We start from the raw sequence: 18,977 nt of genomic DNA, 5'->3' as shown, positions 1-18,977 counted from the left end.
CCTCCTTTACTCATACCTTAAGGATTCAATCGGATCTAACTTAGCTGCTTTTCTTGCCGGATATATCCCAAAGAAGATTCCCACCGCCGAAGAAAAAACAATTGCTCCTAAAACCGCCGTTAGCGACAAAGCCGGTACTACTCCTATCATACTTCCCACAATATTTGCCCCCACAATGCCGACAAACATGCCAATTAAGCCACCAATCAACGAAATAATGATTGATTCCATTAAAAACTGGATTAAAATATCGGTGGTAGTCGCACCTATGGCTTTTCTTATCCCTATTTCTCGCGTCCTTTCGGTAACCGACACCAGCATGATATTCATAACCCCAATACCGCCAACCAAGAGGGAAATAGCCGCTACCGCTCCGATAAATGCCGTAAAGATGCCTAAAACATTATTTATCTGTTCTAACTGCTGCATCACATTTTGCGCCGTATAAATTTCGTTACCCCCATTGTTGTGCCGGGCCTCTAAAAGGCGAATAGCCGCATTTCCGGCATCCTCGACAGCATCCTTGGAAGTAGCCATAATAGTCATACTATCAAAGACTACCTCGCCGGAAAACAGCCCCTGAAAAAAGGTTACCGGCACCGTTACAAAAACCGGCATGTTGTCGCCGCCGCCAAAAGGCCCGGTGAAGCCCTTGGAAACTCCAATAATTGTGACCTTTTTAGGGTTAGTAGCGGGACCAATTTTTAAAGTGTTGCCTACCGCATCTTCATAGCCAAAAAGAGCCTTGGCGGCATTTCTGTCAATTATTGCTACTGCCATTCCTTCGTTAAATTCCCGTTCGTTAAAAAACCTTCCGTAAAGGATTTCCACGTTATCAGTATAAAACGAATCCAGCGTTCCTCCAAAAATTACAGCCCGCTTGTTTTTCTGGTCAGTTATTGCCACCCCTTGTTTCTGAACCTCAATAGCCGCATATTTAACCGTTTCTACTTTTTCTTTGATTTTTTCCACGTCATCCAAAGTAAAATAGTCACCGGCACTGGCTTTAGAACTATCAACTTTAATGTTAACACTTGCTACCCCGATTTTTTCGAACTCTCCGGTAATAGCATTTTGCCCGCCCTGCCCCAGGGAAACAATAGCAATAACCGAGCTTATACCAATAATAATCCCAAGCATAGTAAGAAAAGTGCGAAGTTTATTGGCTAAAATACTTTCCAACGCCATTTTCAGGCTTTCATAAATCATAGTAGCCCCCCTATAATACAATCCGGTTTACCACCGGTTCGTCGGATATTATTTGGCCATCACGAAAACGTATTATCCTCTTAGTATGCTGGGCGATATCCGGCTCATGGGTAACTACCACTATCGTTACCCCTTCATCATTTAACTTCTGAAAAATTTTCATAATTTCCTCTGAAGACTTGGAGTCTAAGTTCCCGGTCGGCTCGTCCGCTAAAATTACTTTAGGGGTATTAACTATAGCCCGGGCAATTGCGACCCGCTGCTTTTCCCCACCGGAAATTTCATTGGGATAGTGTTTAATACGATGTAGAAGACCTACTTTGGCTAAAGCCTCCAAGGCTTTTTCCCGCCGCATTTTTCCGGGGATGCGGGCATAAACCATCGGCAGCATAACATTGTCTAAAACCGTCATGCGGGGAATTAAATTAAACGCCTGAAAAACAAAGCCAATCTCCCGGTTTCTGATAAAAGCCCGCTCTTTATCGGAAAGCTTAGACACATCACGACCGTCTAAATAGTAGCTACCAATTGTCGCCCTATCAAGAAGCCCTAAAATATTCATCAATGTTGATTTACCGGACCCCGATGGGCCCATAATCGAAGTAAACTCTCCGGCTTTTATCTTTAAACTAATATTTTTTAAAGCCCGAAAGCGCTCTTTCCCTACCTCGTACTCTTTAACCACATCTATTAGTTCAATCACTGCATCCGCCTCCCTAGTCCGCCGGCAAAAGGAAGCCTGACCGGAGCACCATCAGTAACTTTTAATCCCGGGTTTAAAATCACCGTTTCCCCCGCTGTTAACCCGGAAGTAATTTCAACTTCATCATCCGACCAGAGACCCGTTTGTACTTCCTTTTGCTTTGCTTTCCCCTGTTCGACTACAAATACCGATGTTTTATCTTTTTCCTGGCGTATTGCTTCCACCGGCACCTTTACCACCCCGGTTTTGCTTCCTATTAAGATATCAGCATCCACATCAAAACCAACCTTTAAATCAGGGTTTTTATCTAAAATTTTAATTTCTACCCCAACAGTGCTTTCCTGCCCTGAGGCAGTCATTGTGGTGCTGGCTACCGGCTCAATAAAGCTAACCTCGCCTTTGTAACTCTTTTTGCCATTACGTAAAATTACTTTTTGGCCTAAAGAAACTTTAGCTGCATCAAACCGGCCAAGCTTTGCTACCGCCTTTAAATTAGAAAGATCCATAACGGTCACCGCCGGCTGCATTGAGTTAGCCATAGCTCCTTCCACCACGTTCACCGCGGTAACCACCCCGGAGAAGTCGGCGGTTATCTTGTCCTGGGCCTGAGCTGCTGCTTTTTTGGCATTATCTAAGGTAAGTTTTGCAAGCTTTACCGAGTTTTCCGCTTGCTTAATCCGAGCGATGGATACCGGCTGGATATTATCCCGCTGTTGTTTTAAGCTTTCAAGTTTTGCCGCATCTTGATTATTGCTTTTTTCTAAACTACTTATCTGAGCATCAAGTTCTTTTATTTTATCTTCAATATCCTTTTTCTGAGCATAAAGCTCATCCCGCTGTAGCACTGCATTTTCATACTGAATTTGGGCCTGTTCGATTTGAGAACTGTAATCCTGGGTTTCAAAGGTAACTAAAACATCACCTTTTTTAACCCTATCTCCAACTTTAACATAAACCCTTTTTACCTTAGCTTGAGGAGCATAGTAATCTTTTTTCTTTTGGGATTCGATTGTTGCTGAAACCGAAAGATACGCTTCCACATCCCCCACTGTAACTTTGGCGGTTTTAACATCAAGCTGAAGGTTTTTTCTACCGATCGCTGCTCGATAAGAAAAATATCCTACAACAGCCACCGCTAAAACCACCAGCACTAACGCAATCTTTACACCCTTTTTCATAATTCACCCTCCATTTCAAATATTTTAGTTTTATTCTAACTTCTTTTTCTAAATTACGTCTTAATCATTTCTTAAAATTTTCTAAATTAACCAAAGAACTAAAAACTTAACATGCTTTTTTACAAAAAAAAACGGTTTCGAAAACCGCAAAAGTTTAAGGACCAGTGTAAATTAAATAAAAAATGTAAAGTACTTTACGGAATTAAGAATTTTTCTCAAGTATACTAAAAGTAATCAAAATCGTAAGGACAAGGGGTAGGTATTATGAGTGTGGCATGGGAATATTGGCATTCGCGAATTATTCAGAAAAGTAAAATTTATCCCGCAATATTGTCAATTTAATCGAATTACAGAGGCCGGTGAGCCCACTCAGGGAGGAAGGGAAAATGAACAAAGTAATTTTTAATAAAAACCTTTGTGTAGCCTGTCATAGCTGTGAAGTTAGCTGTTCAATCATCCATTCTTCGGAAAAATCACTAATTTCCGCAATATTAGAGGGTATTAGACCAAGACTACAAATTGTTTATACCACCGGCGACAAAACCGGAGGAATTACCATAGAACAATGCAAGCATTGCAAAAGAGCGAAATGCATTGAAGCATATCCTCAAGGAGCGCTTTTTTATGATGAAGAAGGGAGAGTTGTTTGTTCGGAAGAAAAATGCACCGGCTGTGGGCTTTGTGAAAAAGCCTGCCCGTTTCATGCTATCAGGGTGATTGACCGCTGTGTAAAATGCGATTTATGCAAAGATGTTTCCGACTTTCCGGTCTGCGTTACCTCCTGTCCAGTTGGTGCTCTAACGGTAAAGGAAGTCCAATAAAAAAGGGGTGAAGATTTAATGGCTAAGCAAAATTTAAAGTCTACCGACCGTGCCGTCCAGCAAATGCTGGATAAGGCAAAACGCGAAGGTATCCAAACGGTATGGGATCGGTATGAGGCTATGAAACCTCAGTGTGGCTTTGGTGAAACTGGTTTATGCTGCCGCCACTGCCTGCAGGGCCCCTGTCGCATCAATCCCTTTGGTGATGAACCCAAAGTTGGTATTTGCGGGGCAACCGCCGAGGTGATAGTAGCCCGGGGATTAGATCGGTCCATTGCTGCCGGAGCAGCAGGACATTCCGGGCACGCGAAACACCTGGCTCATACTTTGAAAAAAGCTGTTCAAGGCAAAGCAGCAAGTTATATGATTAAAGACCGGACCAAGTTGCACTCCATTGCCAAACGCCTTGGTATTCCCACCGAGGGACAAAAGGATGAAGATATCGCTTTAGAGGTAGCAAAAGCCGCTCTGGCTGATTTTCACGAAAAAGATACCCCGGTCCTGTGGGTAACTACGGTATTGCCTCCCAGCCGCGTCAAGGTTTTGTCGGCCCACGGTCTGATTCCCGCCGGTATCGACCACGAAATAGCTGAAATTATGCATCGTACTTCCATGGGTTGTGATGCCGATGCTCAAAATTTATTACTGGGTGGTCTACGCTGTTCCCTGGCCGATTTAGCCGGTTGTTATATGGGTACCGATTTAGCCGACATTCTCTTTGGTACCCCCGCGCCGGTAGTTACCGAGAGCAATCTTGGAGTGCTCAAAGCCGATGCGGTCAATGTGGCCGTTCATGGGCATAACCCGGTCCTGTCCGACATCATCGTTTCGGTAAGCAAAGAAATGGAAAACGAAGCGCGCGCAGCCGGCGCTACCGGTATTAACGTGGTAGGTATTTGTTGTACGGGCAACGAGGTTTTGATGCGTCATGGCATCCCCGCCTGTACTCACTCGGTAAGCCAGGAAATGGCCATGATCACCGGCGCCCTGGATGCCATGATTCTTGACTATCAATGTATTCAACCTTCCGTAGCTACCATAGCCGAATGTACCGGAACTACCGTTATCACCACTATGGAAATGTCAAAAATTACCGGGGCGACACACGTGAATTTTGCCGAAGAAGCGGCCGTTGAAAATGCCAAGCAAATCCTTCGCCTGGCCATCGATACTTTCAAACGGCGCAAAGGTAAACCGGTCGAAATCCCCAATATAAAAACTAAGGTAGTTGCAGGGTTTTCTACGGAAGCCATCATCAATGCTCTCAGCAAACTAAACGCCAATGATCCGTTGAAACCGTTAATTGATAATGTAGTTAACGGTAATATCCGGGGAGTTTGTCTCTTTGCCGGTTGTAACAACGTCAAAGTTCCCCAGGATCAAAATTTCACCACAATTGCCCGCAAACTACTAAAGCAAAATGTTCTCGTAGTAGCCACCGGCTGCGGTGCCGGTGCCCTGATGCGTCACGGCTTTATGGACCCAGCCAATGTAGACGAGCTGTGTGGCGACGGTCTTAAAGCAGTGCTGACTGCCATTGGGGAAGCTAACGGTTTAGGTGGCCCTCTGCCACCGGTCCTCCATATGGGTTCCTGTGTGGACAACTCCCGGGCAGTAGCTTTAGTAGCAGCTTTAGCCAATCGGCTGGGGGTAGATCTGGACCGACTTCCGGTTGTAGCTTCTGCTGCCGAAGCCATGCATGAAAAGGCTGTTGCCATCGGCACCTGGGCCGTAACCATTGGCTTACCAACTCATATCGGTGTTTTACCGCCCATTACAGGCAGTTTACCGGTGACCCAAATCCTTACGAGCAGCGTCAAAGATATAACCGGAGGCTACTTTATTGTCGAACTTGATCCCGAAACAGCGGCCGATAAGCTCCTTGCAGCAATCAACGAACGCCGGGCCGGCCTGGGATTACCATGGTAGAAATTTTAAAAATGGCTTTGGTCCATAACATTGTTATATCCCTCCGCGAAGGAGGGATTTTTTTGCCCAGCCAAACAGGGAATTCTTCGGAAGTCAAACTCAGTGGTATAATGGCTGCAGGGGGCGATTTTAATGCGCAGTTTTGGTTTAATAACCAATAATAAACTGCTCGGTGAGTTATCTTTAGACCAGCTTAAGGAGTTTATCCCCAGTTTTAAAGAGATTTACCTAAAGAAAAAAAGAAATAGCCTTTTCCCCGGGAATCTATCCCAACGATATTTTTCTCGTTACCAAAGGCCGAATCAAGGTCTTTCTCACTTATCCCGACGGTAAGGAGTTTATCCTAACAATACTGGATCCAGGAGATATTTTTAGCGGACATACCCGTGCCTTTGGTCAGGCTCTTGAAGATTCGGTTATGTTGCTGATGCCGTTAGATGCCTTTCGGAAAATGCTGGCAAGGTATCCTAATTTAATGTATGGTTTGATTCGGGTGCTGGGAGATGCGTTAAAGCATTCTTTAGACGTAATCGAACAACTGGTATTCATGGAAGCCAAAATCCGCCTGGCAAACCTTTTATATCAGTGGACGTTTAGCCGAGGCATTCATCAGCATGATGGCATTCTGGTGCATACCGGTTTGACCAGGGAAGAACTTGCCTATCTAATTGGAGCTACCAGACAAACGCTGACTACTTTATTGAAAGAATTTGAAGCCCAGCAAATCATTACAGTGTACAAAAGAAGCATTTTAGTGCGAGACATCGATGCCCTTAAAAAAGTAATATTTCAGTTAAGTTTGTAACAGTCTTCAGCCATTAATCCAACTCCATTATTCAACGCCTTATCTTACTTTACAATTAACACCGGGCAACGGGCAAGCTGCGATACTTTGTGGCTGACACTTCCTAAGAGCAATTCCTTTACCCCAGAAATCCCCCGATTGCCCACTACAATTAACTCCACCCCTTCTTCCTGGGCATAATTTACAATAGCGCTGGCCGGTTCTCCCTCTAACACCTTAATTTTTCCGCTAACTCCAGCCTCTTCGACTCTTAAAAGCCTTTCTCTAAGGGTTTTTTCTGCTTTAGCTTTAAGCTCATCGGTAAGCTCCTGGATCACCGATTCCGGCACGTAGGCAATCGCCCCAGGCGGAAAAACATTGGGCAAAATCGGCCAGGGGGTTACATGGACAAGATGAATTTCAGCCCCACTTTCTTTGGCAAGCCCAATTGCCATCTCCAAAGCCTTATCCCCTTTAGCTGAACCGTCAATCCCAACTAAAATTTTTTTAAACACCTTTTTCACCCTCTTGGTTAAGAATTTCTAAAATAAAACCTTTTATTCTTTCAACGATATTCAAACATTCTTCAACTTCTTCTAAAGTAATAATCAATGGATCTTCTGCCGGATATCGTGTTTCAACATAATAAGTTCGCTGCTTTTTGGCAAAGCTTTACGAGATTATGACCTTCATACAATATTCCAGTTTTATAAATTAAAAACCCCTTTAGGTATTTTTCTACAGCTTGCTGACAGTGAAAACATACAAGCCCAAAATCAGCATCATGTTCAAATAAAATCCTTGCTCCTTTAAAATCACTTTCTGCCTTTTTAAAACCATTCCTGATAATTCTTGGTGTCTACCATAAATTTTAACCCCCTTATGGGCAATTATATAGGGTAATGTAGCAGGATTGTCTTTAAATCTTAACCATTCCTCCGGAGTGTAAATTACAATATCCACCTCTCGCTCCACGTCCATATTAAAATAAATTTCTTGCAAGAGTTTCCTTTTATCATTTGTATTCACTATTACGCATAAATCAATATCACTTCTTAAAGTCGCTACTCCTCGAGCACAGGAACCAAAAAGGTAGACCTCTTCAGGAGAACACAATAAAACTATTTTTTTCACCGCTTTTTCTATTTCATCCCGAAAAGGTATCATCGTAACACCTCGTTTTTCTTTATTATACCTTAATTTGCCAGGAAAAGATACTTAAATCCAGACTTTTAACCCCTGCCCATAAACTCCTCGGCATTTCTAAACAAGATTAAATCTTCCTTCTCCCGCCCCAGGTTAAAAGAAAAAAGCTCTTCCAAAGCCAATTCAGGTGAATAATCCATTATCGGAAAGTCGCTTCCAAAAATTATCCTTTCCGTATAATTTAAAAGAACACTTCGTAAGTACTTATTATTAAATTTAGGATTTCCCAGAACATAGGCCGTATCGAGCCAGAGGTTTTGATACTTATCTACCAATCTCAAGTACTCATTTAAATAATCCGGTAATCCAAGATGAGCAACCATAATTTTCATTCCCGGAAAAGTTTCCAGGAGTTTCTCTACCTGCTCCGGAAATATAAACTCCGCTTTTACCGGCATACCGCTTCCATGAAGAACCAAACCTTTTCCTTCTTCAACTAAAATCCTATAAACTTCAAAGAATCTCAGGTCATCGGCTCCAACTTTTTGCACAAAACAGTGAATTTTTGCTCCCAAAAAACCCTTTCCCAAAAATTCCCGCACCATTTTCCCCTTATCCCGATCGTCTTGATGTACCGCTAAGTAAGGCTTCACCTGCGGGTACTTTTCTTTAACATTATTTAACCATTCGTTCAATCCCCAGCTCATCTCCGGTTTATGAACATACCCCAAAACCATCATTTCAGAAATCCCCAGAGACTCCAAATAATTAAGATAGCCCTCTAAATCATACTTAAACGGCATATCCCAGCTTAAATTTTCCTCAAACCACCGGTAAATTGCCCGCATGAGTTTATCCGGCAGTAAGTGAACATGACCGTCAATAATTTTTCTTTTCATCATAGCCCCCCAACCTTTACCTTATTCTACCGGCACAAAAAAGTATATTTTAGAATCTTTTTGATTCGGGGGGTACCGTTCATTATAAAGTTCAAAATCATAATTACCAACCGGCTTTAAGCCCTCTTCTTTTAAGTAGCGACAATAAATTTCGTGGATTAACTTTGGAAGTTTATCCGGCTCTCCCGGTAAAGTAAAAACCGCATACTTGGCAGGATCTACTTCTACCGCAACCATTTCTTCAGGTACTTCCTCTATCTTTACTACTTCCACCGCCGCCAAATAAAGAAACTCGCCGGTAGCAAAAAACTTCTCGCTATAAATACTAAGCCCATAGCACTCTTTCTCATTTACCCGATTTTTAATTTCAAAAATTCTTTCGCTAAACTTTTTCCACAATTCTGAAATTTCTCCCTTTTCATTCCGTCCTTCATATTTCATTCCCACTAAAAAAAATCCCGGTTTGAAAATTATCTCCGGTTTCATCCAATTCCCCCAATCTTTTAACCTAATTATAAACCAAAAACTCCATGCCCGAAATAGAGTTACGGACATGGAGTTCATTTTATAGTTTACTTAGTTCTTGTGCAAGTTTGGCGGCAAGCCGGGCATTATTAAGAACCAATTGAATATTAGCCTCCAAACTTTTACCGCCGGTTATATCTTTTACTTTCGCCAACAAATATGGAGTTACTTCTTTTCCCCTTACCCCTTTTTCTGCAGCTTCCAAAACCGCACTATCTATCGCCCGCGTAATTTCTTCATAATCCAAAGAGTATTCTTCAGGTATCGGATTGGCCACTACAACGCCTCCCTTTAAACCTAAATCCCACTTAACTTTAATAATGCGCGCAAGCTCCGCTGGAGTATCAGCAGTAATATGCACCTTATAGCCGCTTTTCCGCGTATAAAAAGCGGGAAATTCATCGGTACCAAAACCTATCACCGGAACTCCATAGGTTTCAAGATATTCTAAGGTAAGTCCAATATCTAAAATTGACTTTACTCCTGCCGACACCACCGCCACATTGGTCCGGGCAAGCTCCTGTAAATCGGCGGAAATATCAAAGCTTTTTTCGCCTCCCCGGTGAACTCCACCTATGCCACCGGTAGCAAAAACTTTTATACCGCTCATCGCAGCAATAAACATGGTTGCAGCTACCGTTGTCGCCCCATCCAACCCTTTGGCTACCACATACGGCAGGTCCCGGCGGCTTACCTTTATAACCTCCGGCCCCTTTTCTCCAAGATACTCTATTTCCTCGCAAGTCAACCCTACCTTTATTTTCCCGCCAATAACCGCAATAGTGGCCGGAACGGCCTCATTTTCCCGAACAACCTTTTCTACCGCTAAAGCAGTCTCTACATTTTGCGGATGCGGCATACCATGAGCAATAATGGTTGATTCCAAGGCTACTACCGGCACACCTTCAGCCAAAGCCTCTTTTACTTCCTTACTTAAAACCAAATATTCATTCATAGTCCCAACACCTCCATTTCCTTTTTAATTTTTTCTTCGGATATTTCAGGATTAACCGTTTCTTCCACCAGAAGAGTTAAAATTGCCGCAGCCGCCCCAAAGCGGGCAGCCCTATCTATATCATATCCCTTTAAATAACTGTAAACAATCGCTGCCGTAAAGGCATCGCCAGCTCCGGTAGTATTAACCGGCTGTACCGGTGGTAATGTTATTTTTCCCCGGCTCTTGGTGTTAGCGTAAAAAACCCCTTGGGCCCCAAGGGTAAAATAAACCTGTTTGATTCCTTTATCCAGGAAAAAGTTTGCCGCTTTTAAAAGCCCCGCCTCGGTATTTAAGTTTTCTCCGGTTACCCCTTCCGCTTCCAATTTATTTAATTTTACCGCATAAAATGTTCCTCGAAGTTCTTTTAATTTAAGAGCTTTGGTCACCGATACCCCATCCAAGAAAAATACTGTTTTTCGCGCATTATCTAAGAGAAACTCTAAACTTTTTACCGGAAGATTGGTATCTACCACGCAAACGGGAGATGAATTTATTATTGAAAGTTTCTTTTTTAGAAAATCTAAACTTAAATGGTTTAAAATATCCATCCCCGCTACAGCCACCGCCATATCCCCGGCTTCATCCATTACGGCAAGATAAACCGAAGAGCTTTCACCACTTACGGTTAAAATTTCTTCCATGTTCACACCTGCGTCCCGGCAGCGCTCGATAATGTATTTCCCGTAAAAATCATCTCCTATAGCGGTAATAAGTCTTGTAGCTACCCCCAGCCGAGCCAGATTTTCCGCTATATTCCTGGCAACCCCGCCCACGTTCATTTTTACTTTCCCCGGATTTGAATCCTGCAGGCGAAGCTTTTCATAAGGAAAGCCATAAATATCAATATTGGCCCCACCGACAACGGTAACTTCCGGCTCATCGGCAGAAAGAATGTAACCCCGTCCTTTAATTTTACCTTTTTTCATCAAATTAACGATATGCACTCCCACGCTGGACCGGGTAATCCCGAGGATCCGGGCTATTTCTTCTTGATTGATAAAAGGATTTTCCCGAATTAATTTTAAGATTTCTTCCTCCCGCCGGGTCATAACTCCTCCTAAGCTTTTGCTTATTATATCTAAGCATCTATTTATAATTATAACCAAAAAAAAATTCTAATGTGAAATAGTTTTTTAATTGTTCCTTAATCCAGTTTTTACAATTTTAAAAGGTTGTATACATTATACAGTTCTTGGATTTTTATATTTCTTGTTTTTTGTAAAATTTTTATAATTTTTTGATAATAAATATTTTGACATCTTTTTCCTTGTAAGACATATTCGGGTATTGTTATTAAAATTTTAATATAAGATTGAATATTTAAAATTATTAAAATATGTGTTATGATAATTTAGGTGCTGCCTACAAATACTATTTACAAACCACAAACAAAGGAGGTAAGCTATGGCGCAGCTTGTGGACTTCTTAAACAGTCTGGTCTGGAGCAAAGCTCTGGTCTATTTCTGTCTTTTAGCAGGTATTTATTTTTCAATTCGGATGCGCTTTTTCCAGGTAAGGTACATCAAAGACATGTGGAAACTTCTCTTTGGCGGCCAAAGTTCGGAAAAAGGTGTATCATCGTTCCAGGCATTCGCCATGGCCGTAGCCGGACGGGTAGGTACCGGTAATATCGCCGGAGTAGCTACCGCTATCGCCATGGGCGGTCCCGGTGCAGTTTTCTGGATGTGGGTCACAGCATTCTTGGGTGCTGGTTCTGCCTTTGTCGAAGCAGTTCTTGCCCAGATTTACAAAGAAGAACACGAAGGCGAGTACCGCGGTGGCCCTTCCTACTATATTGAAAAAGGTCTTGGACTTAAATGGTACGCTGTTATTTTCTCGGTAGCTACCATCGTAGCCACAGGCTTACTGCTACCCGGAGTTCAGGCTAACAGTATTGCCGCCAGCATAAACAACGCTTTTGGTGTTGCTCCAGCAATCACCGGCGTTGGTCTTGTTTTACTTTTAGGCCTTATTATCTTTGGCGGTGTCAAAAGAATTGCCAGAGCTGCAGAATTTATTGTTCCTTTCATGGCTCTTGGTTATATTTTGGTTGCTATAATTATAATTGCCGTTAATATTGAAAAACTTCCGGGAGTCCTTGCTCTCATCTTCGAAAGCGCTTTTGGTCTTAAACAGGCTTTTGCCGGAATCTTGGGTTATGCTATTTTCTGGGGTGTAAAACGAAGCGTCTATTCCAACGAAGCCGGTCAAGGTACCGCTCCTCACGCTGCAGCAGCTGCTGAAGTAAGTCACCCGGCAAAACAAGGTTTAGTACAGGCTTTCTCGGTTTACGTAGATACTTTGTTTGTCTGTTCCGCTACAGCTTTTATGATTTTAATTACCGGTAAATACAATGTTTACAACCCAAAAGGCGGCTTTATCGTCGAAAACCTGCCGGGAATGGATATCGGTCCCGGCTACACCCAGCGGGCTGTAGAAACGCTCTTTCCCTCCTTTGGAGCAGCCTTTGTAGCTATCGCCCTGTTCTTCTTTGCCTTTACTACTTTAATGGCATACTACTACTACGCCGAATCCAACATCGCTTATCTTACCCGGAAAGGCAGCAGCCGCTTATTCATTAATGTTTTAAGGGTTGCCCTCTTAGCCTCCACCTTCTACGGCACCATCCGCACCGCGACTTTTGCCTGGGGGCTGGGCGACCTCGGAGTAGGCATCATGGCCTGGTTAAATCTTATAGCTATTTTACTCCTCCAGAAGCCTGCCTTAAAAGCTTTTGAAGACTGGAAAGAGCAAAGAGCTAAAGGTATTGACCCGGTATTTGATCCCATAAAACTTGGCATTAAAAACGCCGATTTATGGGTGCAAAAATTTGGTAAAAAGCAAGTAGCCGGTGAGTAAAAAAGCGGGGGTTTATTCCCCCCGCTTTTAATTTTTTATTAAACCTGTCATGTTAAACAGTCAATAAACAAGTAAAGATTATCCCCCAGGTCATAACAAAATGTCCATACTTTTAGCTTAGTTTCAAGGTCAATGTAGGGCTCAGAACTTATCCCCCTACCAAGCTGGCTTGCAGTAGTAACTCCACGAAAGAAGTACGGACGCCAGCTCCAGTTGCGATTAAGGTATTCACCCGAAACTGTCCACCCACCTCCTAAATTGCGTGTAAAGTTTGGTGTCCTTTGATAGCCATAACAGTCGCATGCATACACCCGAAAACAATAGTCGGGTAGGAATTGGATTAAATTGCTAATTTTTTCTTCGAGGCTTTGTTTAATGTTAGAAAAGTTAAAATTTTTCATAAGTTTATTTAATTCTTCGTTCCTCTGGTATTGGCTATTCCGTTTATGGATTTCGTTGCGGATATAATCTTCGACTTCTTGTTTAATGAAATTAACGGAATCTTTAGCTTCTGTCAAATGAGGTGCCGGACAGGCAATAAAGAAACCCTGGTAGTAACAGGCTCCGATTTCTAACCCCAAGCGAAATAACTCAGCACTTTCAATTCCTTCAAGTATTAAGCCCAGTCCCGACTTTTCTGCAAAACTTCCCAGTGTTTCCAGTAAATTGCGAGCCATATTTTCCTTGATACTCCTTCTAACCAACTGGGTATCAACTTTCAAAAAATCCGGACGTATGGCAATAATTCTCTCCAGGTTGTTGAAACCACGACCAACATCATCAACGGCTATCTGACACCCAGCTTTACGGTACCTATCAATAAGCCTTGAAAGATTTTCGTAGTCCGCACTAAACTCGGTTTCACTTATTTCAATTATCACCCGGTCAGCGCTAATTCCGTATTCATCAAGGTACTCCAGGGTAGGAAAATTTGTTTCTTTACTTATGAAAGGATAAAGCCACTGGGGCTGGATGTTTAAAAATAGCCGCAAATTTTTGTTACTTTGCTTAAAAAGTTCCAATGCCCTGCGGCGAACAAAACGGTCAACTTTGATCTTATTCTCTGGTGGCACCTGGGGGTCATGAAAAAACGCACCAAGGCTCTCAATACCCTGGGGCGTTATCTTTCTAGCCAAAACTTCGTAACCCAATACGCTGAATGTATTCACCGAGAACACCGGTTGAAAAAAAGGTACGATTTTTTCGGTAGGAGACACCTTTTGAGGTTCACATCCTTTCTAATTCAAACTATCCCCAAATATTTTTAACCCCTGTTAAGTTTCATTTTAAAAACTTATTTTTGTATTAAAAAGCAGCTCCTGCTTCCTACCTTCACCCGCAGGAGCTGCCCATTATCTTATTTTTTAAGAAAACGGAACCGACTTCCCGGTAAAAATTAAATCTTTATAAGCATCTTCCCCATGAACTGTAATATCCAAGCCTATGCTTTCCGCTTCATCTTTAACCCGCAAAGGTAGGAAAATACCGATTAACTTTAAAATTATAACAGTTCCAACTACCGCTAATGCAATCGCTAACCCTACTCCAGCTAACTGGTTTAATAGTTGACCAAAATTTCCGTAAAGTACTCCATCAGCTCCCGCCGGGTTTACCGCTTTAGTGGCAAAAATGCCCGTAGCAACTGCTCCCCAGATACCGCCTACCCCGTGACAGCCAAAAGCATCCAAAGAATCGTCATAATTAAACTTAGCCTTTAATATGCCTACCGCAATATAGACCAGGACCCCACCGACTAAGCCAATAAAAACGGAAGATGTTGGGGTAACAAAGCCTGCCGCCGGAGTAACCGCCACCAGCCCAGCCACCGCCCCGGTGGCAATACCTAAAACCGTAACCTTCCGGCGATGGAGCCACTCCGCTAAGGCCCAGGCCAGAGCAGCCATTACCGCCGAAGTATTGGTGTTAATAAACGCCAGCGCTGCGAGATTATTGGCTGCAAGGGCACTTCCCGCATTAAATCCAAACCAGCCAAACCAGAGAAGCCCCGCCCCTAAAATGGTAAGCGGTAAATTATGCGGCATTAAGGGAGCATTTTCCCCTTCTTTTCTTTTACCTAATATAAGTGCTGCCACCAAGCCCGATATTCCCGAACTTATATGCACCACCGTTCCTCCAGCAAAATCTAAAGTCGGTAGCTTAAAAAGCATCCCACCACCCCAGACCATATGGGCAAGGGGGTCATAGACTAATGTCGTCCAGAGAGCAATAAATAAGATCCAGGCAGCAAAGCTCATCCTTTCTACCACCGAACCTGAAATAATAGCTGCTGTTATGATGGCAAACATTAATTGGAAAACAACAAACACGTATCCGGGAAGGTTAGAAACAGTAAGACCCATTACGTTTTTTAATCCAAGGTAAGAAAAATCTCCGATAATTCCTTTTACATCATTCCCAAAAGAAAGGGTATAGCCTATTAAAATCCATTGCAGTGAAACTACCACTATCGCAATAAAACTCATCGCCACCGTATTTAAAACATTTTTCCGGCGTACCATTCCACCATAAAACAGGGCAAGCCCCGGAGTCATTAAAAAGACCAACGCCGCTGAAAGCAGTACAAAGGTAACATCTCCCGGGTTATACCCTGGCTCTCCGGCTAAAGATAAATTAGGTAAAAGGATTAGGCCAAAAAGCAAGGATAAAAATTTCTTCTTCATCTTTCTCCCTCCTTTGGTGACGTTATAGCTGCTGTCCCCCGTTCACCGGTTCTAATTCGGACCGCATCTAAAACCTCACTAATAAAAATCTTGCCATCACCAATTGCACCCGTTCGGGCACTCTCGGAAATTATCTTAATAATTTCCTCCACCTTTTCATCAACAGTAACAATTTCAATCTTCACCTTGGGCAAAAGATTAATCTCGTACTCAATACCCCGGTAAATTTCCTTCTGCCCTTTTTGCCGCCCGCAGCCCACCACTTCTGTTACCGTCATACCCGAAATACCCAATTTATTAAGAGCCTCTTTCACTTCCCCTAATTTCTGGGGCCTTATTAACGCTTCAATTTTCTTCATGAAAACCACCTCCTAAAAAATTTAGCCCCTGATAAAGGGCGGCGCCGGACCCTTCACCAGAGGCTTCATTGCCTATAAAAGCTAAAAAGCCTTTTGGAACACTTTCCAAAAGGCTTCATCGCTCTCGATGCAGCACTGCATCGTTGCTACCTTTATTTTGCCACTAAGCGGTCATTTCCGTCAACCGGTTTGAAATAGGTATACAATATTCCTCTCTTTTACCCGTTCTTTCATTTCGAGTTCCGGAATCCTAATTACTTTTATTTCCCTTCACTCTGAACATACTTTATAGCAATTTTTAAAAATTCTTCGATATCCTTTAAATTATTCTGCAAAATATCATAAACCACAGCATCATCAATTTCCCAGTAAACATGAACAAGTTTATTACGAAACTGAGTCATCGTTTTAAGTTTTGTGCTTAAGTTTTCCTCTATTAACCCGATTTTTTGAAGCTTTTCAAATACTTCCGCATAAGTTTCCGGCGGAGTTAAATCATATTTAAACTGTTCGAGGGAAATAATTCTATTGCCAATATTGATACAGCATTCAATGGCCAGCTGCAGATATCTTTCAACAGCTCCTTTATATATAAAATCTTCTAAATATTCCTTTTTACTCTTTTGGGCCATATCTTTTAAAAGATTTAAATACTTTTTTAGAAACCTTATCTGGGTTAATAATTTTTCATCCAAGATATTCACCCGCTCTTTTGATAAACTCCCGGTTAAATTCATCCCGCAGAGGTTTAATATCTAAGTACTTTAAAACCACATCCGCTTCAAAATCAACTAATTTTTGTTTATCGGAATAATATACAATCTTTTTATCCTTTAAAACCCCGTACTGGATACTGAGAGGAACATCATTCAAAATAACTAAATCAATCTCCTCCGTCCCAAGAAATTCAATTAAATCATCTAAAAGTTCGATTTGTATTTCCAACCGCTCAGTCTTAGAAAGATTTCTATCCAGCAGTACTGCCAGATCAATATCGCTTAAAGGCCTAATCTCTCCCCGCCTATACGAGCCAAAAACATAAGCTACTACAATTTTAGAGCCATACCTGGCAAAGACTTTATCAATATCCGGGAAAACTTTATTTACTTTTTCAAAATCAATTTTTTTATACTTAATCATAATTTCACACCCTAGCCCGAGTTTCGGGCCACCAAAAATATCCTTTTCCTTATTTTACCTTACATAAGAAAACCAAGCAATTATAATTATTTCTCATGATACCTTATCTCCAGTTCCACAATTTTAATTAGGGAACAAAACTACTTAAACAAAGAGTATTTTGCTATCTTTAAAAAGGAATACTTTAACACATTAAATTAAAGCAAAATTAAAGGAGAATACCCTCCAAAGGGCATTCTCCTTTTTGGTTTAGTTTTCTTTTACTCCTAACGCATATAAGTAAATGTCTAAACTTCTCTCCACCGCTTTAGCTACGATACTACCCTACCCCAAAAGCCCCAGGGAATTTAAAAAGATTACAATAACCAGGATTGGGGTTACGTATCTTACAATAAGATAGAAGACATCGATAATCCGCTGGTTGTTTATTAAGCCAAAGTTACCGAGTTCCTGGTATAAATCTTCTTTTTTTACAAAATAGCCAACAAAAATTGCAATAAATAAGCCACCAAGGGGTAAAAGGATGTTTGAAGATACATAATCAAATAAATCAAAGATGTTTTTACCAAATAATTTAAAGTTGCTTATTACCGGGCTTCCACCCAGGGATAAAGTAGCAAATACCCCAAAGACAAATATTATTGCGGTAGTTAAAAGCACCGCTTTCTTTCTCTCCATACCTTTTTCTTCGGCAAAATAAGCTACCGGCACTTCTACCATGGAGATCATCGCCGTAGTGGCTGCAATTGAGGTTAGGATAAAGAATAGAGTTAAAAGAACAGTTCCCAAAGGTAATTTAGTAAAGACCAAAGGAATAGTGATAAACAAAAGTCCCGGTCCGGCTGCCGGCTCCATGTTAAAGGTAAAGACTACCGGAAAGATAGCCAAACCGGCTAAAAGGGATACCAGGGTATCGGAAAAGGCCACTTTTGCCGCTGTGGCAGGCATATTGTTTTCCCTGGTAAAGTAACTGCCGTAAGTGATCATCGTGCCCATACCTATGGACAATTTAAAGAAAGCAAGGCCTAAGGCGATGAGAATACTGTCTCGGGTTATTTTAGAAAAATCCACGTTAATTAAAAAGTTAACCCCTTCCCGGGCACCATCTAAGGTTAATGCCCGGATGTCAATGATTAAAATTAAAAGAAATAAGACCGGCATCAAGGTTTTGGTAACCCGTTCTATTCCTTTTTTCACACCAAAAATTAAGATTATGGCTACAACCAAAAGAACAACAAACTGCCAAAGGATCGGATAAAAAGGATGAGAAATTGTTAGGTTAAAAAGTTCTTTGGATTTTTCAACGGTTATATTGTTAAACTCGCCAATAATACTTTTAAAAACATAAGAATAAACCCATCCTGCTACAGAGCTGTAAAAAAACATAATTAAAAACGCTGCTAAAACTCCCATCAGCCCTATAAATTTAAAGTTGGAATGGTTTAACTTTCTAAAAGCTCCTACAGCGTTACTGCGAGTTTTTCTTCCGATGTAAAATTCACTAATCATGATGGGTATACCCACAAACAAAATACATAAAAAGTAGATTAAAAGAAAGCCGCCGCCACCGTTCATGCCGGTAATGTAGGGAAATCTCCAGATGTTCCCAAGGCCTATGGCGGAACCCAATGTTGCAAAAAAGACCGCAAGGCTTGAAGAAAAAGTTTCCCGTTTTTTCCCTTCCATACTGCTCCTCCTACTGCCATAAATTTTAATAAAAAAGAAAACGCCCATTAATATTTGGGCG

19 protein-coding genes and 1 pseudogene are annotated in these 18,977 nt (G+C 41.8%); 4 read left to right on the top strand and 16 right to left on the bottom strand.

Annotated features, from left to right (window positions below; all coding sequences use genetic code 11):
* Window positions 1-6: 6 nt before the first annotated feature.
* From CHY_RS00415 to CHY_RS00405, 3 genes are read right to left on the bottom strand one after another with little or no spacing between them, the layout of a single operon-like run.
* Window positions 7-1,209, bottom strand: coding sequence for an ABC transporter permease (locus CHY_RS00415; RefSeq protein ID WP_011343038.1), 1,203 nt, complete (start codon window positions 1,207-1,209; stop codon window positions 7-9).
* Between the two features lie 10 nt (window positions 1,210-1,219).
* Complete coding sequence (locus CHY_RS00410) at window positions 1,220-1,912, bottom strand: ABC transporter ATP-binding protein (protein ID WP_011343037.1); 693 nt, start codon at window positions 1,910-1,912, stop codon at window positions 1,220-1,222.
* Window positions 1,909-3,090, bottom strand: coding sequence for an efflux RND transporter periplasmic adaptor subunit (locus tag CHY_RS00405; RefSeq protein WP_011343036.1), 1,182 nt, complete (start codon window positions 3,088-3,090; stop codon window positions 1,909-1,911). The genes CHY_RS00410 and CHY_RS00405 overlap by 4 nt, the downstream gene beginning before the upstream one ends.
* Before the next feature lie 386 nt (window positions 3,091-3,476).
* Between CHY_RS00405 and CHY_RS00400 the strand changes: the two genes are divergently transcribed.
* The 3 genes from CHY_RS00400 (at window position 3,477) to CHY_RS12515 (ending at window position 6,645) form a co-directional block, all read left to right on the top strand.
* The gene (locus tag CHY_RS00400) at window positions 3,477-3,911 is read left to right on the top strand and encodes a 4Fe-4S dicluster domain-containing protein (protein WP_011343034.1); all 435 of its coding nucleotides are present in this window, start codon (window positions 3,477-3,479) and stop codon (window positions 3,909-3,911) included.
* An 18-nt stretch (window positions 3,912-3,929) separates the two neighbouring features.
* Entirely contained in the window at window positions 3,930-5,840 is a 1,911-nt protein-coding gene (gene cooS / locus CHY_RS00395; RefSeq protein ID WP_011343033.1) for an anaerobic carbon-monoxide dehydrogenase catalytic subunit, read from the top strand.
* A gap of 244 nt (window positions 5,841-6,084) precedes the next feature.
* Window positions 6,085-6,645: a Crp/Fnr family transcriptional regulator gene (locus CHY_RS12515; protein ID WP_226986762.1), complete on the top strand. Its 561-nt coding sequence runs from the start codon at window positions 6,085-6,087 to the stop codon at window positions 6,643-6,645.
* Between the two features lie 44 nt (window positions 6,646-6,689).
* On the opposite strand, the gene CHY_RS00385 is transcribed toward CHY_RS12515, so the two are convergent.
* The 7 genes and pseudogenes from CHY_RS00385 to CHY_RS00360 form a co-directional block, all read right to left on the bottom strand.
* Window positions 6,690-7,139, bottom strand: coding sequence for a universal stress protein (locus CHY_RS00385; protein WP_011343030.1), 450 nt, complete (start codon window positions 7,137-7,139; stop codon window positions 6,690-6,692).
* A pseudogene (locus CHY_RS13435) lies at window positions 7,132-7,423 on the bottom strand (HEPN domain-containing protein). The gene CHY_RS00385 and the pseudogene CHY_RS13435 overlap by 8 nt, the downstream one beginning before the upstream one ends.
* A complete protein-coding gene (locus CHY_RS13335) occupies window positions 7,363-7,791 on the bottom strand; it encodes a nucleotidyltransferase domain-containing protein (protein ID WP_011343028.1) in 429 nt (142 codons plus the stop codon). Before CHY_RS13335 ends, CHY_RS13435 begins: the two are co-directional and overlap by 61 nt.
* 65 nt (window positions 7,792-7,856) lie before the next feature.
* The gene (locus CHY_RS00375; RefSeq protein WP_226986714.1) at window positions 7,857-8,672 is read right to left on the bottom strand and encodes an amidohydrolase family protein; all 816 of its coding nucleotides are present in this window, start codon (window positions 8,670-8,672) and stop codon (window positions 7,857-7,859) included.
* Window positions 8,673-8,690: 18 nt separating this feature from the next.
* A complete protein-coding gene (locus tag CHY_RS00370; RefSeq protein WP_011343026.1) occupies window positions 8,691-9,155 on the bottom strand; it encodes a GyrI-like domain-containing protein in 465 nt (154 codons plus the stop codon).
* A gap of 79 nt (window positions 9,156-9,234) precedes the next feature.
* Window positions 9,235-10,149, bottom strand: coding sequence for a pseudouridine-5'-phosphate glycosidase (locus CHY_RS00365; RefSeq protein WP_011343025.1), 915 nt, complete (start codon window positions 10,147-10,149; stop codon window positions 9,235-9,237).
* The gene (locus tag CHY_RS00360) at window positions 10,146-11,240 is read right to left on the bottom strand and encodes a PfkB family carbohydrate kinase (RefSeq protein WP_011343024.1); all 1,095 of its coding nucleotides are present in this window, start codon (window positions 11,238-11,240) and stop codon (window positions 10,146-10,148) included. The genes CHY_RS00365 and CHY_RS00360 overlap by 4 nt, the downstream gene beginning before the upstream one ends.
* Window positions 11,241-11,595: 355 nt before the next feature.
* Between CHY_RS00360 and CHY_RS00355 the strand changes: the two genes are divergently transcribed.
* Complete coding sequence (locus CHY_RS00355) at window positions 11,596-13,050, top strand: alanine/glycine:cation symporter family protein (RefSeq protein WP_011343023.1); 1,455 nt, start codon at window positions 11,596-11,598, stop codon at window positions 13,048-13,050.
* 47 nt (window positions 13,051-13,097) lie between these two features.
* On the opposite strand, the gene CHY_RS00350 is transcribed toward CHY_RS00355, so the two are convergent.
* The 6 genes from CHY_RS00350 to CHY_RS00325 all read right to left on the bottom strand — a co-directional run bounded on the left by CHY_RS00350 (window position 13,098) and on the right by CHY_RS00325 (window position 18,916).
* Window positions 13,098-14,267, bottom strand: coding sequence for an EAL domain-containing protein (locus CHY_RS00350; protein WP_011343022.1), 1,170 nt, complete (start codon window positions 14,265-14,267; stop codon window positions 13,098-13,100).
* Between the two features lie 147 nt (window positions 14,268-14,414).
* Window positions 14,415-15,731 carry an ammonium transporter gene (locus tag CHY_RS00345; RefSeq protein WP_011343021.1) on the bottom strand — a complete coding sequence of 439 codons (1,317 nt, stop codon included), beginning with the start codon at window positions 15,729-15,731 and terminating at the stop codon, window positions 14,415-14,417.
* Window positions 15,728-16,090 carry a P-II family nitrogen regulator gene (locus tag CHY_RS00340; RefSeq protein ID WP_011343020.1) on the bottom strand — a complete coding sequence of 121 codons (363 nt, stop codon included), beginning with the start codon at window positions 16,088-16,090 and terminating at the stop codon, window positions 15,728-15,730. The genes CHY_RS00345 and CHY_RS00340 overlap by 4 nt, the downstream gene beginning before the upstream one ends.
* A 260-nt stretch (window positions 16,091-16,350) precedes the next feature.
* Window positions 16,351-16,794: a type VII toxin-antitoxin system HepT family RNase toxin gene (gene hepT, locus CHY_RS00335; protein ID WP_420827297.1), complete on the bottom strand. Its 444-nt coding sequence runs from the start codon at window positions 16,792-16,794 to the stop codon at window positions 16,351-16,353.
* On the bottom strand, window positions 16,778-17,230 hold the full coding sequence (mntA, locus tag CHY_RS00330; protein ID WP_011343017.1) for a type VII toxin-antitoxin system MntA family adenylyltransferase antitoxin: 453 nt from the start codon (window positions 17,228-17,230) through the stop codon (window positions 16,778-16,780). Before mntA ends, hepT begins: the two co-directional genes overlap by 17 nt.
* Window positions 17,231-17,554: 324 nt before the next feature.
* Window positions 17,555-18,916 (bottom strand): sodium-dependent transporter, encoded by a 1,362-nt coding sequence (locus CHY_RS00325; RefSeq protein ID WP_011343016.1) that lies wholly within the window; start codon window positions 18,914-18,916, stop codon window positions 17,555-17,557.
* Between the last annotated feature and the right edge of the window lie 61 nt (window positions 18,917-18,977).

The organism is Carboxydothermus hydrogenoformans Z-2901, assembly GCF_000012865.1.
GTDB classification, from domain to species: Bacteria; Bacillota; Z-2901; order Carboxydothermales; family Carboxydothermaceae; genus Carboxydothermus; species Carboxydothermus hydrogenoformans.
Note: the sequence above shows the minus strand (reverse complement) of the source record. Positions and strands in the feature narration are given on the sequence as shown.